Annotated in this window: 13 protein-coding genes; 8 read left to right on the top strand and 5 right to left on the bottom strand. The window is 70.8% G+C overall.

Annotated elements, in window-relative coordinates; genetic code table 11:
- Window positions 1-267: 267 nt before the first annotated feature.
- Window positions 268-501: a type A2 lantipeptide gene (locus tag I004_RS0128250; RefSeq protein ID WP_486580528.1), complete on the top strand. Its 234-nt coding sequence runs from the start codon at window positions 268-270 to the stop codon at window positions 499-501.
- A gap of 264 nt (window positions 502-765) precedes the next feature.
- Entirely contained in the window at window positions 766-993 is a 228-nt protein-coding gene (locus I004_RS39700; RefSeq protein ID WP_028438221.1) for a hypothetical protein, read from the top strand.
- A 294-nt stretch (window positions 994-1,287) separates the two neighbouring features.
- Here I004_RS39700 and I004_RS36690 read toward each other — a convergent pair whose 3' ends face one another.
- Complete coding sequence (locus I004_RS36690) at window positions 1,288-2,514, bottom strand: right-handed parallel beta-helix repeat-containing protein (RefSeq protein ID WP_051345538.1); 1,227 nt, start codon at window positions 2,512-2,514, stop codon at window positions 1,288-1,290.
- A gap of 577 nt (window positions 2,515-3,091) precedes the next feature.
- Window positions 3,092-3,529 carry a VOC family protein gene (locus tag I004_RS0128235; RefSeq protein ID WP_028438220.1) on the bottom strand — a complete coding sequence of 146 codons (438 nt, stop codon included), beginning with the start codon at window positions 3,527-3,529 and terminating at the stop codon, window positions 3,092-3,094.
- Window positions 3,530-3,912: 383 nt separating this feature from the next.
- On the opposite strand from I004_RS0128235, the gene I004_RS36685 reads away from it, so the two are divergent.
- Window positions 3,913-4,638: a class I SAM-dependent methyltransferase gene (locus tag I004_RS36685; RefSeq protein ID WP_051345537.1), complete on the top strand. Its 726-nt coding sequence runs from the start codon at window positions 3,913-3,915 to the stop codon at window positions 4,636-4,638.
- A gap of 151 nt (window positions 4,639-4,789) precedes the next feature.
- Complete coding sequence (locus I004_RS37795; protein WP_051345536.1) at window positions 4,790-5,182, top strand: hypothetical protein; 393 nt, start codon at window positions 4,790-4,792, stop codon at window positions 5,180-5,182.
- Between the two features lie 10 nt (window positions 5,183-5,192).
- Here I004_RS37795 and I004_RS0128220 read toward each other — a convergent pair whose 3' ends face one another.
- Window positions 5,193-5,669, bottom strand: coding sequence for a GNAT family N-acetyltransferase (locus I004_RS0128220; RefSeq protein ID WP_486580637.1), 477 nt, complete (start codon window positions 5,667-5,669; stop codon window positions 5,193-5,195).
- Between the two features lie 246 nt (window positions 5,670-5,915).
- On the opposite strand from I004_RS0128220, the gene I004_RS0128215 reads away from it, so the two are divergent.
- From I004_RS0128215 to I004_RS0128200, 4 genes are all read left to right on the top strand, one after another.
- A complete protein-coding gene (locus tag I004_RS0128215; RefSeq protein WP_028438218.1) occupies window positions 5,916-7,985 on the top strand; it encodes a PhoX family protein in 2,070 nt (689 codons plus the stop codon).
- Window positions 7,986-8,084: 99 nt separating this feature from the next.
- On the top strand, window positions 8,085-8,405 hold the full coding sequence (locus tag I004_RS0128210; RefSeq protein WP_028438217.1) for a DMT family transporter: 321 nt from the start codon (window positions 8,085-8,087) through the stop codon (window positions 8,403-8,405).
- 197 nt (window positions 8,406-8,602) lie between these two features.
- On the top strand, window positions 8,603-10,000 hold the full coding sequence (locus I004_RS0128205) for an NAD(P)/FAD-dependent oxidoreductase (RefSeq protein ID WP_028438216.1): 1,398 nt from the start codon (window positions 8,603-8,605) through the stop codon (window positions 9,998-10,000).
- A 224-nt stretch (window positions 10,001-10,224) separates the two neighbouring features.
- Window positions 10,225-10,920, top strand: coding sequence for a dienelactone hydrolase family protein (locus tag I004_RS0128200; protein WP_028438215.1), 696 nt, complete (start codon window positions 10,225-10,227; stop codon window positions 10,918-10,920).
- Window positions 10,921-11,089: 169 nt separating this feature from the next.
- Here the strand turns inward: I004_RS0128200 and I004_RS0128195 are convergent, their stop codons facing one another.
- Window positions 11,090-12,034 (bottom strand): zinc-binding dehydrogenase, encoded by a 945-nt coding sequence (locus tag I004_RS0128195; RefSeq protein ID WP_028438214.1) that lies wholly within the window; start codon window positions 12,032-12,034, stop codon window positions 11,090-11,092.
- Window positions 12,035-12,234: 200 nt separating this feature from the next.
- Window positions 12,235-13,179 carry a D-2-hydroxyacid dehydrogenase family protein gene (locus I004_RS0128190; RefSeq protein WP_028438213.1) on the bottom strand — a complete coding sequence of 315 codons (945 nt, stop codon included), beginning with the start codon at window positions 13,177-13,179 and terminating at the stop codon, window positions 12,235-12,237.
- Window positions 13,180-13,301: the final 122 nt, after the last annotated feature.

Below are 13,301 nucleotides of genomic sequence, written 5' to 3'. Positions count from 1 at the left end.
GGCACTGACGGAGTTGGCGAGCCGTGCGGTCCTGCATCCGAGCGGGAAGGTGTCACGGCCACAACTGGCGTTCAATGAAACGGTTCTGTGTGCGTCACGGGCTCTCCGGTCAGATCGCCGTGACAAATCGAGAGATCACGTGAGGATCGAATGGAGAAGGTTTCTACGAGTGGAATCGAGCGCTCCTCAGATGTTCTGATCCCCGGACCTCCGGTCTCACCGGAAAGACGTTCCCCCCGCTCGTTGATTGGAACTTCCATGCGTGACATGACACCTCAGATCGAGACCGCCGAGCTCTCCGACGCCGACCTCGACAACGTCTCCGGCGGCGTGGGCGCCTCCGTCGGCGGGAACCTCGCCGCAGGCCTGGAAGGCGTCACCGGCAGCGTGGCCGGCGCCGTCGACGGCGTCGGTGGCGTCGCGGGCAGCGTCAGCGGCAGCGCCCCCGGCCTGACCGGCGCCGTGCCGAACGTCGGCGGCGTCACCGGCCTGGTGGGCTGAGCGCGCGCCTGAGCACCTTCGCTCTCAGGGGCCCCGCGCCGCATGTGAAGCATGCGTGCCGGGGCCCCTGTGCGTGCCCGGTCGTCCCGGGTCCGCGCGGTCCCGGGCCGTCACCGATGCAGAGATCGGTAACGAATCGGAAGATCACGTGACGATGATGAAAGAGACGAGTGTGACGAGTGGCAGCAGGCACCGCTGAGATGTTGTGATCCCTCACTCCGGTATCACCGGACAGATGTCCCCCCGCTCGTTGATTGGAACTTTATGCGCGACCAGATCGAGACCGCCGAGCTCTCCGACGCCGACCTCGACAACGTCTCCGGCGGCGTGGGCGCCTCCCTCCCCGGGGGCCTCGCCGGCGTCGACGTCACCCCCGGCCCTGGCGGTGCCGCGGCCACCGTGAGCGGCGCCGTCCCCGGCGTCGGCGGCGTCAGCGCCACGCTGAACGCCGGTGTCCCCGCCGTCGAGGGCGCCTCCGGCATCGTCGGCTGACCGGCTCCACCACCGGCACCACTGGTGCCAAGGGCCCCGGCACGCATGCGAGTTGTGCGTGCCGGGGCCGTTGTGCTGCGCGGTGAGCCGCGGCCGGACGGCCCAACGGGGTGGCGTCGGTCCGTCGCGAGGACCTGCGAGTCGTCGGCGAACGCCTTGAACTCCAGGGCGTTGCCAGCGGTGTTGGGATCTGACAGTCCGCCGACGGGGTCGGCTGTGAGTGCGTGCGTAGGGGTGCCGATCCGCACTGTTGGCGTGGTTCTGTGCGGACCGGCGCGGCGTTGCGGTGGTGGGTCAGTTGTTGCAGCCGGGGGGAATGACAGGGCTGCCGGTGCAGTTGGTGGGGGTGTTGCTGGTGATGGCGGAGGAGATGAAGGTGATGGGGGTGTCGGTGAAGAGGCCGCCGGGTGCCTCGGTGGAGGAGTTGCCGGTGACTCGGCTGCTGTTCAGGGACAGGGTCCCGCCGTTGTTGTGGATGCCGCCGGTTTGTCCGTTGGCTCCGGTGATGCTGTTGCCCGAGACCCTGCTGCTGATCAGACTCACCTCGGCGTCGTCGTTGTAGATGCCAGCGCCTTGGCTGTCGTCGCCGTTGAGGGTGTTGCCGCTGACGGTGGATTGGCGGAGGGTCAGGGGGGTGAAGTTTTGAATGCCGCCCCCTTCGATGTCCTCGCCGTTGGCGGTGTTGTCACTGACGGTGGTCTGGTTGAGGGTCAGGGAGTCCGTGGAGTTGTAGATACCGACGCCGGCGGCAGAGTTGTTGCTGGTGGTGTTGCCGGTGATGGTGCTGCTGTTGAAGGTGACGGTGCTGCCGTCGAAGTCGACGGCAGCACCGTCGTCGGTTTCGTTGTTGCGGATGGTCGTTCTGGTGGCGGTCAGGGTTCCCTCGTCGCTGTCCAGCCCGCCGCCGTAGTTGCCGGCGTTGTTGCTGTTGAGGGTGGTGGTGTTGAGGGTGGTGTTGCCCCTGTTGCTGAGACCTCCGCCTTCCAGGTCAGTGGTGTTGTCGTTGATGGCGCTGTTGGTGATGGTCGCCCTGGCGTCCTCGGCGATGAAAACTCCGCCACCGTAGGTGCCGGAGGTGTTGTCGGTGACGGTGACGGCGGTGACGAGGCGGAGGTCGCCCCCGGCGGAGGTGAGGATGCCTCCGCCCTCTCCGGTGGTGTCCCCGCCTCGGATGGTGAGTCGTTGGAGGCTGAGGCGTCCGTTGTCGCCGACTTCGAAGATGCGGAACTGGTCGGTGGCGGTGGCGTTGCGCGAGATGGTGGCGTTGTTGCCGACGATGGTGATGGGTGTGGTGATGACGGGGAGGCCGTTCTCGTCGTTGTCGGCGGCGGTGAGGTCGTAGTTGCACCCTGCGGCGAGGGTGAGGGTGTCGCCGTTGCTGTTGTTCGCGTCGTTGATGGCCTCGATGAGGGCGGTTGCGGAGCACGGCACCGCGGTGGCGGCGTGGGCGGCGGGGACAGTGAGGGTGCCTGCGGCCAGAGCGGCGCCGACGGCGGTGAGGGCGACACGGGTGGGCTTCATCGGCTCTCTTTTCTGCGAGGGACAGGCCCCTCGAGGGGCGCTGCCGGTCGGTGGTAGAGGCGACGGCCAGGGGGTAGGGAGGACAGGAGAGTCCTGGCGCTTCCCGACCTGTACCGCTAGTGATACAAAATTCCTAAAGGGCGCCAAAGAGACATGACGGGACATCATCCGAACGGTCCCGCGCGCGTCAGCAACCTGCCGCGCTGGCAGAACCCACTGCCCGTCCATCGCGCCACCAGCGGCCCCGGATCGGTCGCGACTTCTCCACGTTCCTCAAGGACACGCGCCTGCGGCGCGTGTCTGGGGCGGCTCTGCCGCCTTCGGGTGAGCTGCGGCCTCCGGCCGGTCCAGCCCGAATGGCAGCCGCCCTGACAAACACCAGGGCCCCGCCCGGAACGGAACAAGCCCCCTGCCCGGCACCAGCCGGACAAGGGGCCTTCTGATCGTGCGCAGCTCCGCGCGTCCGGCGCGCTGTCCCGTCAGCTCTCGCCCGAGCCGTGCGGTGACCGGGCGGGCGTCGGGAGCGGAACCGGACGGGCGTTTGGAGCGGAACCGGGCGGGCGTCGGGAGAGGGCCGTCAGTCCGTCGCGAAGACCTGCGAGTCGTCGGCGAACGCCTTGAACTCCAGGGCGTTGCCGGCCGGATCGCGAAGGAACATCGTCCACTGCTCGCCCGGCTGTCCCTCGAAGCGCACATACGGCTCGATGACGAACTCCGTGTCCGCCGCGCGCAGCCGGTCCGCCAGCTTGTGGAATTCGGGCACGGTGAGGATCAGGCCGAAGTGCGGTACGGGCACGTCATGTCCGTCGACGGGATTGTGCGCGCCGTGAGCGCGGTCGCCGGGGGCGAGGTGGGTGACGAACTGATGCCCGTGGAGATTCCAGTCCGTCCACGTCTCCGAGCTGCGCCCCTGCTCGAGGCCGAGCACGTCACCGTAGAAGCGGCGGGCGGCGTCCAAGTCGTCGACGGGCATGGCCAGATGGAACCGCGGGACGGGTGAATCGAATGTGCTCACGGGCCTCTCGCCGCCTCTCTGTGGATCCTCGCGCCGTCCCGGCATGTGCGTACCGGGCACGGCGTGCGCTGACCGGACCGTACCCGGGGGCGTGGACCGTACCCCGGGTGACGGCGATCTACGGGTCGTCCCGCGGACGCGGGGGCCCGCACCGATGCGGCGCGCCGATCAGCCCTGGGGCTCGTTCGTCGACCGAACGGGCGGAGCCCGGCTGCGAGTTCGGACCGTTGCCGGGCCGACGAGCATGCCGCGGCCCAGCCGTCCGTACGAGCCGCAGCACGTTCGGGTGAAGCAACGCCGTCACGGCACTGGCCGGCGGAGGCGGACCCTACGGTGACGGGGCAGGTGACATCAGCGCCCGCACCCCGCGAGGAAAAACGCACATGCCTCTCACGTCGAAGAGCCTTCCCGAGTACTGGGACACCTACAAGCCGCACAAGGGGGACGGGACGCCGTCCGCCCCCGCTGTCGACTCGTTCGAGTGGACGCAGTACCCCGGGCACGGCCCTGGAGCGGGCTTCATCGGAGAGCCGCGCACGGCCTTGGAGTTGGGCTCCGCCGAGGGGAAGGAGGCGGTCTTCCTGGCCCGTACGGGAGTCCAGGTGACCGCGCTCGACTTCTCACCCGCGCAGACCGCACGCGCGCGCCTGTGGTGGGAGGGCACCCCCGGGCTCTCCTTCGTCACCGCGGAGGCCTGCGACTATCTCGCGGAGACGACCGCCACGTTCGACGCGGTCTTCTCGCGATGGGGCGCCGTCTGGTTCACCGACCCCGAGCGGCTGGTGCCGCTGGCCCGCCGCCGGCTCAACCCCGGTGGTGTGCTGGCCCTTTCGCAGGCCGAGCCCATCGAGGGCTTCTACGGCCCCCAGGCGATGTACGCCAACGGCCTCAGCGGTCGCCGGCTGACGGTGCTGCGCTGGTCGTACTCCACCGAGATGTGGGCGGATCTGCTGAAGCGCAACGGCTTCACGGGCATCGACGCCTGCGTCCTGCCCGCGCCCGATCCGGACAACGTCGGCACGCTGATGGTCCGCGCGAAGGTCCCGGCGCCCGCATCCGCGCAGGCCTCCGTGCCCGCGCCCGCGAAGCGGCGTCGCCAGGCGCGTTGATCCGCGAGGCGTGCTCCCGCCCCCGCCCGGGAGCACGAACACGCCCACGCGGACCGTACCGTCGATGCCCGATCCGGGCGCACGGTCCGTGAGATGGCACGCAGACGCCGCGCACGGGAACTGCCGTGCCGAAGCGGGCGTCCGTGTTGGCATGGAATCGCGTGAGGATCGTGACGGGCGTGAGGGGACGGCCGCCGCCGCTGCCGGGTGCCTCGTCGCGGCTGTCGCGGCGGCGACCGGGTTCGGGGTGTGGTTCGCCGTCGCGCGCTCCGGGGTGATCGGGGGCTTCGAGGATCAGCGCGACTGGAGCCTGCTGTACATCGAACTGCCGGGCATGGTCGCCGGCTTCCCGCTGATCGCTCTGCTCACCTGGTCCCTCACGCGCGCCGTGTTCCGTGGACGGGGCCGGCGCGGCACGCGGGCGGTCGTCATCGCAGCCGTGGTGGCCCTGACACTGCTGCTGTTGTCCTGGGCCTGCGCGGTCTGGCTGGAGCACCGCGTCGACTGGATAACGCCGGACCCCTGCTCCGACCCGCCGTGCTGAACCGCCGGGCTCAAGGCGTCCCCGCGTCCACCCGGTAGATGACCTTGCCTTCCAGCTCGGTGAAGCCGAGCGACCGGTAGAAGGCGCGCGCGTCCGGATTGCCGGTGTCCGACGTCCACTCGATGCGGCTGCACCCGGGACGCGCGGCGGCGATGTCCCGCAACTCCCGCATCAGCCGCCTGCCCAGGCCCTTCCCGCGTGCCGCGTCGCGGATGTACAGCTCCTTGAGGAAGAGCGAATGGGACGTCCACGCCGCGGGCCACAGGAACGAGTAAGCGGCCAGGGCGGCGACGCCGCCCGCGGCGTCGACCGCCAGAAGCGCCGAGGCGATGGGCGGCGAGCCGAAGAGAGCCTCCTCGACCTGGCGCCTGCGTTCCTCCAGGGGCGGCTCCGGCGCCTTGACGCGCGCCGCGTAGAACCGCTCGACCTCCTCGATCAGTTCGGCCACTGCCAGGGCGTCGCGCTTCTCGGCGGCGCGGATCGTCATCGTCACGGGAACTCCTGTTCCACGGGCTCGGGGACGGACAGGGGGCAGCGCGACAATCGAACCAGTAGCGAGCGCGGGTCCGACAGGGCGCACGGGAGGACGCGCCGCCCGCGCCGGCATCTCCTTGACGCCGCTTCCTGAGGCTGGGCCGGGATTCACCCGGGGTTCATCGTCAGGTCGTCTCCTCGCGGGTCGGCGCCCATAGCGTCGCGTCACCGCCGTATGTACGGAGATCCGGAGGGGAACATGCGCAAGCTGCTGACGGTGCTCGGCTCGCACCCGGGCGGCAGGTCGGCCATGACCTGCCGTTACCGGTGTGGTGACGCCTGCTTCCACGAGGCACCCAACACAAGCGGCAACGAGTACGCCGGTGACCTGATCGCCCGCACGCTCTCGCGCCGGTCAGTCCTGCGTGCCGGTGCCGTCGCCGGGGTGGTGGCCGCCGCCGGTACGGGCGCCTGCAGCTCGGACTCCGCCGGCGCGGTGTCGGCCGCGGACGGCAAGGCCAAGGGCAAGCCCGCCAAGGGCCTGCGCTTCACGCCGGTCGAGCCGAACACCGACGACAAGGTGACCGTCCCGAAGGGGTACGAGCAGAACATCGTGATCCGCTGGGGCGAACCGATCCTGCGCGGTGCCCCCGACTTCGATCCCGAGAAGCAGTCGGCCAAGGCGCAGGAAGGACAGTTCGGTTACAACAACGACTTCCTGTCGCTGCTCCCTCTGAGCGAGAAGGAGGGCGGCAGCAGGCGGCAGTTGCTCGTCGCCAACCACGAATACACCGACGAGATCCTGATGTTCGCGGGCTACGACGCGGACGACCCCACTCGTGAGCAGGCCGAGATCGGCTGGGCCGCGCACGGCCTCTCCGTCGTGGTCGTCGAGGGGGAGAAGGACTCGGGCGCGCTGCGGCCGGTGCCGCGCCACCGCCTCAACCGCCGCGTCACCGGCACCACGCCCTTCGAGGTCACCGGCCCGGCGGCCGGCAGCACATGGCTGCGCACCTCGGCGGACCCGGACGGCACCACGGTGCTCGGCACCCTCAACAACTGCTCGGGCGGCACGACTCCGTGGGGCACGACGCTGCACGGCGAGGAGAACGTCGACCAGTACTTCGCCAACACCGAGAAGGTCAAGGACGACGAGCACCGCAAGCGGCTCGAGCGCTACGCCCTCAAGGGCACCGACACGGAGCGGAAGTGGGAGCGCTTCGACGACCGCTTCGACGTCACGAAGGAGCCGTACGAGCCGCACCGCTTCGGCTGGGTCGTCGAACTCGACCCGTACGACCCGGACTCCAAGCCCCGCAAGCGCACGGCGCTCGGCCGCTTCAAGCACGAGGGCGCGCAGCCGCGGCTGACGAGCGACGGCCGCGCCGTGGTCTACATGGGCGACGACGAACGCTTCGAATACCTCTACAAGTTCGTCTCGTCGAAGCGGATGCGGCGCGGCGACAGCCGGTCCGACCACGAGCACAACATGACGCTCCTGGACCACGGCACGCTGTACGTCGCCAAGCTGACGGGTGACAGCCCGGAGGACGACATCGACGGTTCGGGTGAACTCCCCTCGGACGACCACGAGTTCGACGGCCGCGGCAAGTGGATCCCGCTGGCCACCGGCGACGAGTCACACGTGAAGGGCATGACCGCGGAGGAGGTCTACGTCTTCACGCGCATCGCGGGCGACAAGGCCGGGGCCACCAAGATGGACCGCCCCGAGGACGTCGAACCCAGCCCCCGCACCGGACGCGTCTACGCCGCCCTCACCAACAACACCGACCGCGGCGCCACGGGCAAGGCGGGCCCGGACGAGGCCAACCCCCGCAAGGGCAACAAGCACGGACACGTGCTGGAGTTCTCCGAGCACGGTGACGATCCGGCCGCCCGCCGCTTCACGTGGCGGCTGTTCCTGGTGTGCGGCGATCCGGAGGACCCGGACACCTACTTCGGCGGCTTCCCCAAGGACCAGGTCAGCCCCATCTCCTGCCCCGACAACGTCGCCTTCGACGACTTCGGCAATCTGTGGATCTCCACGGACGACGCCCAACTCGGCTTCCACGACGGCCTGTTCGGCGTCGCCACGTCGGGGCCGCGGCGCGGTGAGGTGCGGCAGTTCCTGACCATGCCCAACGCCGCCGAGACCTGCGGGCCCATCGTTCAGGACCGGCGCGTCCTGGTCGCCGTGCAGCACCCCGGCGAGGAGGACGGCGCGAGCGTCGAGAAGCCCGCCTCCCAGTGGCCGGACGGACCGGACGCATACGTACGCCCCTCGGTCGTCAGCGTCTGGCGCAAGGACGGCGGTGACATCGGCCTCTGACGCGGGGGCTCCTGGCACCGGCCGCCGTGCGCGTGTGATCGACTGCTGAGCGGCAGTCGGCACGTCAGCGTGCGAAGCGAGCGGAGTGGAGCGCGTCGGATGACTCTCGCCTGGGTGGTTCTCATCGTCTCGGGGGTGCTGGAGACCGTTTGGGCGAGTGCCCTGGAGGCGTCCGGCAACTTCCACAGGCTGTGGCCTTCGCTGCTCTTCGTCGGAGCGCTGGCGTGCAGCATGGCCGGGCTGTCGTACGCGGTGGTGCACATCCCGCTCGGCACCGCCTACGGCGTCTGGGTGGGGATCGGAGCCATCGGCACCGCCGCGTACGGGATGGCGGTGCTCGGGGACCCCGTCACGGCGGCACGTGTGCTGTGTCTGCTGCTCATCGTCGCCGGCGTGGTCGGGCTCAAGCTCCTGCACTGACGGGGTCGGGTCCGGCCCGCTGACAAGAAGAGAGCCGAGCGGGCTTGCGGTGCGGACCCGACCCGCCGTCGCCGTCCGTACGCGTGCGGATGCGGCCCCACCCGCCCCGTGCGAGCCTTTTCGCACGGAGCCGCCCCCGCGCGGACGGACGGGTCCGGACCGACGGACCCCGGCCAGCGAGGGGCGGCGAAGCAATCATGGACCGACCCAGGGTGTTCATCGTGGGCGGCGGCTTCGCGGGGGTGCGGTGCGCGCTCGGACTGGAGCGCGAACTCGCCGACAGCGAGGCGGAGATCTCGCTGGTCACCCCGGACGACTACCAGCTCTATCTGCCGCTCCTTCCCCAGGTCGCCTCGGGCGTGCTCACCCCCGAGGCCGTCGCACCGGCTCTGCGCCGCGTCCTGCGGCGTACGCGGATCGTCCCGGGTACCGCCATCGGCGTGGACACCGACGCGAAGGTGTGCGTCGTACGGATGATCACCGGCGAGCTGGTCAACCAGCGCTACGACCTTCTGGTCCTCACGCCGGGCAGCGTCACCCGCACCTTCGACATCCCGGGGCTGGACCGGCGGGCGCGCGGCATGAAGACACTGGCCGAGGCGGCCTACATCCGCGATCACGTCATCGCACAGCTCGACCTCGCCGCCGTCACGCACGACGAGGCGGAGCGCGCGGCGCGGCTGCGGTTCGTCGTGGTCGGCGGCGGCTACGCGGGGACGGAGAGCGTCGCCTGCCTTCAGCGCCTGACGGCCGCAGCGGCGTCCCGCTACCGCCGCATCGATCCGCGCTGGATCAAGTGGCACCTCGTCGACCACTCCCCGAAGCTGATGCCTGAGCTCGGCGACCGCCTCGGCCGCAAGGCGCTGGCGATCATCGAGGCACGCGGCACGGAGGTCTCGCTAGGCGTCTCCGTGTCGGACGTCTCCGAGGGCACGGTCAGGCTCACCGACGGGCGTTCGCTGCCCACCCACACGCTCATCTGGACGGCGGGAGTGGCCGCCAGCCCGCTGATCGCCACACTCGGCGCCGAGACGGTCAAGGGGCGCCTCGCGGTCGGTGCCGACCTGCGGGTGCCCGGCAGGGACGGCGTCTTCGCGCTCGGCGACGCGGCGGCCGTACCCGATCTGGTGGCGGACGGTGCCAGGCGCGGCGCCCGTCCTGGCGACGAGGGCGTTCCCCTTTGCCCGCCCACCGCGCAGCACGCCATGCGCCAGGGGCGGCGGGCCGCGAGCAATGTCGCGGCCGTGCTGCGTGGCAGGCCCACCCGGCCCTACGAGCACAAGAACCTGGGCCTCGTCGTCGACCTCGGGGGGCTGGACGCCGTGGCACGCCCCCTCGGCGTCGAACTGAGCGGTCTGCCCGCCCAGTTGGTAACACGCGGCTACCATCTCGCGGCGCTGAGGACCGGCAACGCCCGCCTGCGCACCGCGGCCAGCTGGCTTCTCGACGCCACGACCGGCAACGACTTCTTCCGTACCGGCTACCTGTCCGGCCGCCACGCGACGCTCGCCGGCTTCGAACACACCGGTGACTACCCCACGCCGGAGCGGGTCCGGCAACTCGCGGCGGACTCCTCGGTGCCCGGGGAGTGCTGACACACCGCCACGTCACGTCCTGGCGCGTCAGGGCGCTGCGCACCTACGGTGCCGGAGCCCGGGGCGAACGACGAACGGCTCGCGCCCGGGCCCGTATGTGTGTGATTCGGCCATGGCGGGTTATCTGCGTCGCGGCCGGGCACTCTCCGGACTCGCGGGCCGGCGCGCGGCCCGTCATCAGTCATGTCCGTACGGACGACACCGAGCAGAAAGGCTGGACCCCCGTGTCTGCACCACCGCTGCGCCAGAACCTGCGCTTCGACGCCGACGGCGTGGAGATCTACGGCTATCTGGCGCTCCCCGAGAGCGGCACCGGTCCGGGAGTCATCGTCATCCAGGAGTGGTGGGGGCTGACCGACCAGATCGCCGAGGTGGCGGATCAGTTCGCCGCCGCCGGCTACGTGGCGCTCGCGCCCGACCTCTACGGCGGCCGCACCACCCACGACAGCGACGACGCGGCACGTCTCGCCTCGGAGCTGCCCATGGGCCGTGCGGTTCGCGAACTCGTCGGCGCCGTCGACTACTTGCTCGGCCACGAGGCCGTGCGGGGAGACGCAGTGGGGGCCGTGGGCTTCTGCATGGGCGGCGGCTTCGTCCTGGCGCTCGCCGCGGAGGCGGGGGAGAAGATCGCCGCGGCCGTTCCGTACTACGGCGTGGCCAGCGACGACGAGGTGAACTTCGCGAATCTGAGCGCCGATGTCCTAGGCCACTACGGCGAGTTGGACGAGAACGCCACACCGGAGCGCGCCGAGGAGATCGCCGCGCGCATCCGCAGGGAGTCCGGGGCGAAGGTGACCATCGAGCGGTATCCCGCGGGCCACGCCTTCGCGAACGAGGAGGACCACCTGGGCACCTACGACCCGGGTTCGAAGCAGCTCGCCTGGGAGCGCACCCTCGCCTTCCTCGGCGAGCGGCTGTGAGCGGTCCGGCCAGCCGGCAGGCGGGCGGTGCGGTCCGGACATCGGCTGGTTCGGCGGGGTCTGCTTCGGAGGAGGCCGGCGGCGGCGCGGTGTCCGGACCGCACCGCCCCCGCTCACTTGCCCCGTAGCGGCGCCTTGGCCACTGGCGGCCGGGCCCCCGCCGGTTCCGTCAGGGCAGCAGGACGACCTTGCCTCCGGGGTGCCCCTCCGCGACGAAGCGGTCCGCCTCGGCCGCCTCCGAGAGGGAGTACGTGCGGGCCACGCGGACTTCCAGCTCGCCCTGGCGCGCGAGGTCGGCGAGCCGCTGCCACGACGCGGCTCTGATCTCCGTGCCGGGGTCGGCGTTCGGGGCGCTGCCGATCAGCTTGATGCCCGTGTCGCCACGGTCGAAGGCGAGGATGGAGACGATGCGGGAGGGATCCGGCACGAGTTCGAGGGAGAGGTCGATCGCCTCACGCCTGCCGGAGGTGTCGATCACCGCGTCCACGCCGCCGGGGGCCGCCTCGAGTACGCGTTCCCGCAGGCCTTCGCCGTACCGCAGCGCGGTCGCCCCGTAGCGTTCGACGGCACCGAGATGCTCCTCGCTCGCAGTGCCGATGACCCTCACGCCGTCCGCCACGGCGATCTGCACGGCGAGGAGGCCCACGCCGCCCGACGCACCGTGGATCAGCAGGGTCTCGCCCGCGGACACACCGATGACCGTCAGGGCGTGCACCGCCGTGGAACCGGCGAGCCGCAGCCCGGCCGCTTCCTCCCACGACAGTTCCGGGGGCTTCGGCGCGGTGCTCGACGCGGGCACCGTCACCTCGGTCGCGTAGGCGCCGGGGGCGGGGTTGACCATCACCTCGTCACCCACGGACAGGGGCCCTGCAGGACCCCGGGCGTCCCGGCCGACGGCGGTCACCACTCCGGACAGCTCCAGCCCCACGGGCATCGGCAGCGCCGCCGGGTCGGCGCCCATGTTGCCGCTGTAGAGCTTGTAGTCGACCGGATTGACCCCGATGGCCATGGCGCGCACCGTGACCTCGCCCGCTCCCGGGGCCGGTACGTCGGAGTCGATCAGGGAGAGGACTTCAGGGCCGCCGTAGGAGTCGGCCACCACTCGCTTAGCCATGCCGCGGTCCCTTCACTCGGGTGTCCGTCACCCGCCAGGGTCGCATCGGCCGGAGCGGTACGCGCGGCGGGCCGAAAACAGCCGAAGGACCAGGTCCAGGGGCTGCCGGAGGAGCCCGGTCCGAGGGCGTGAGCCGGACCCGGAGCGAACCCGGAGCCGGACCCGGGTCGGCCCCGGACCCGGCAGCTACGCCCGCCCGTTCACGACGTCAGCGTGCGCACCGGCTCTCCCGCCGCCCAGGCGGCGATGTCCTCCACCGCCTCCCCGTAGAAGACCCGGTAGGTCCCCTCGGTCACGTATCCGATATGAGGGGTCAGCACGGTGCGGGGCGCGGTGCGCACCGGGGCGTCGGCGGGCAGCGGCTCCACTTCGTAGACGTCCAGGCCGGCACCGGCGATGCGGCCCTCGATCAGGGCGTCGACGAGGGCCTCGGTGTCGATCAGCGGGCCGCGAGAGGTGTTGACGAGAAACGCCGTGGACTTCATCCACGACAATTCCTCGCTGCCGATCAACCCCCGGCTGCGTTCGCTGAGCTTGTAGTGGACGGTCACGATGTCGGCCTCGGAGAAGAGGGTCTGCTTGCTGACCGGCTCGGCACCGCGCTCGCGGGCGGTGGCGGGTTCGAGGTTGCTGCTCCAGGCCAGTACGCGCATGCCGAAGGCCCGGCCGACGGCGGCGACCCTCGATCCGAGCCGCCCGAGGCCGACGATGCCGAGGGTGCGTCCGTACAGGTCACCGCCTATGGAGTGCTGCCACTGCCCCTCGCGCACCCCGGTCGACTCGGCGGGGATGTGGCGCAGCAGGGAGAGGATGAGCGCCCAGGTGAGTTCCGGCGTCGCGGTCGCGGGGCTCTGTGTGCCGCAGACGGTCACCCCGTGGCGTTCGGCGGCGGCCACGTCGATCGAGGCGTTGGCCATCCCGGTCGTGACGAGCAGTCGCAGGTCGGGAAGGCGCTCGAACCGCTCGGCGGTGAACGGTGTGCGCTCGCGCATCGCGACGACCACGTCGTAACCGCGCAGTGCCTCGGCGAGTGCGTCGTCGTCGGAGATGTGCTTGTGGAGGAAGGTGACTTCGGCGTCCAGACTCTGCCAGTCGGCGAAGTGGTGGGCGGCCTGCTGGTAGTCGTCGAGGACGGCGACGCGCACGGTCGTTCCTTTCGTACGGGATCACGGGGACCACGGGTCTCGGCGGACCACGGTGTTGTCGGGGATTCACTGTCATCCGGGAGCCACCGGCCACGGCGCCCGGGTTGCGGAGCCGTGCGGGG

This window comes from Streptomyces sp. TAA486, from assembly GCF_000426165.1.
This window is presented reverse-complemented; position numbering and strand designations above follow the sequence as displayed.

What these genes read in the sequence shown, in the direction of transcription:
- I004_RS0128250 (WP_486580528.1), top strand. Translation starts at nt 268, where the DNA reads ATGACACCTCAGATCGAGACCGCCGAGCTCTCCGACGCCGACCTCGAC.
- I004_RS39700 (WP_028438221.1), top strand. Translation starts at nt 766, where the DNA reads ATGCGCGACCAGATCGAGACCGCCGAGCTCTCCGACGCCGACCTCGAC.
- I004_RS36690 (WP_051345538.1), bottom strand. Translation starts at nt 2,514, where the DNA reads ATGAAGCCCACCCGTGTCGCCCTCACCGCCGTCGGCGCCGCTCTGGCC.
- I004_RS36685 (WP_051345537.1), top strand. Translation starts at nt 3,913, where the DNA reads ATGCCTCTCACGTCGAAGAGCCTTCCCGAGTACTGGGACACCTACAAG.
- I004_RS37795 (WP_051345536.1), top strand. Translation starts at nt 4,790, where the DNA reads ATGGAATCGCGTGAGGATCGTGACGGGCGTGAGGGGACGGCCGCCGCC.
- I004_RS0128220 (WP_486580637.1), bottom strand. Translation starts at nt 5,669, where the DNA reads ATGACGATCCGCGCCGCCGAGAAGCGCGACGCCCTGGCAGTGGCCGAA.
- I004_RS0128215 (WP_028438218.1), top strand. Translation starts at nt 5,916, where the DNA reads ATGCGCAAGCTGCTGACGGTGCTCGGCTCGCACCCGGGCGGCAGGTCG.
- I004_RS0128210 (WP_028438217.1), top strand. Translation starts at nt 8,085, where the DNA reads ATGACTCTCGCCTGGGTGGTTCTCATCGTCTCGGGGGTGCTGGAGACC.
- I004_RS0128205 (WP_028438216.1), top strand. Translation starts at nt 8,603, where the DNA reads ATGGACCGACCCAGGGTGTTCATCGTGGGCGGCGGCTTCGCGGGGGTG.
- I004_RS0128195 (WP_028438214.1), bottom strand. Translation starts at nt 12,034, where the DNA reads ATGGCTAAGCGAGTGGTGGCCGACTCCTACGGCGGCCCTGAAGTCCTC.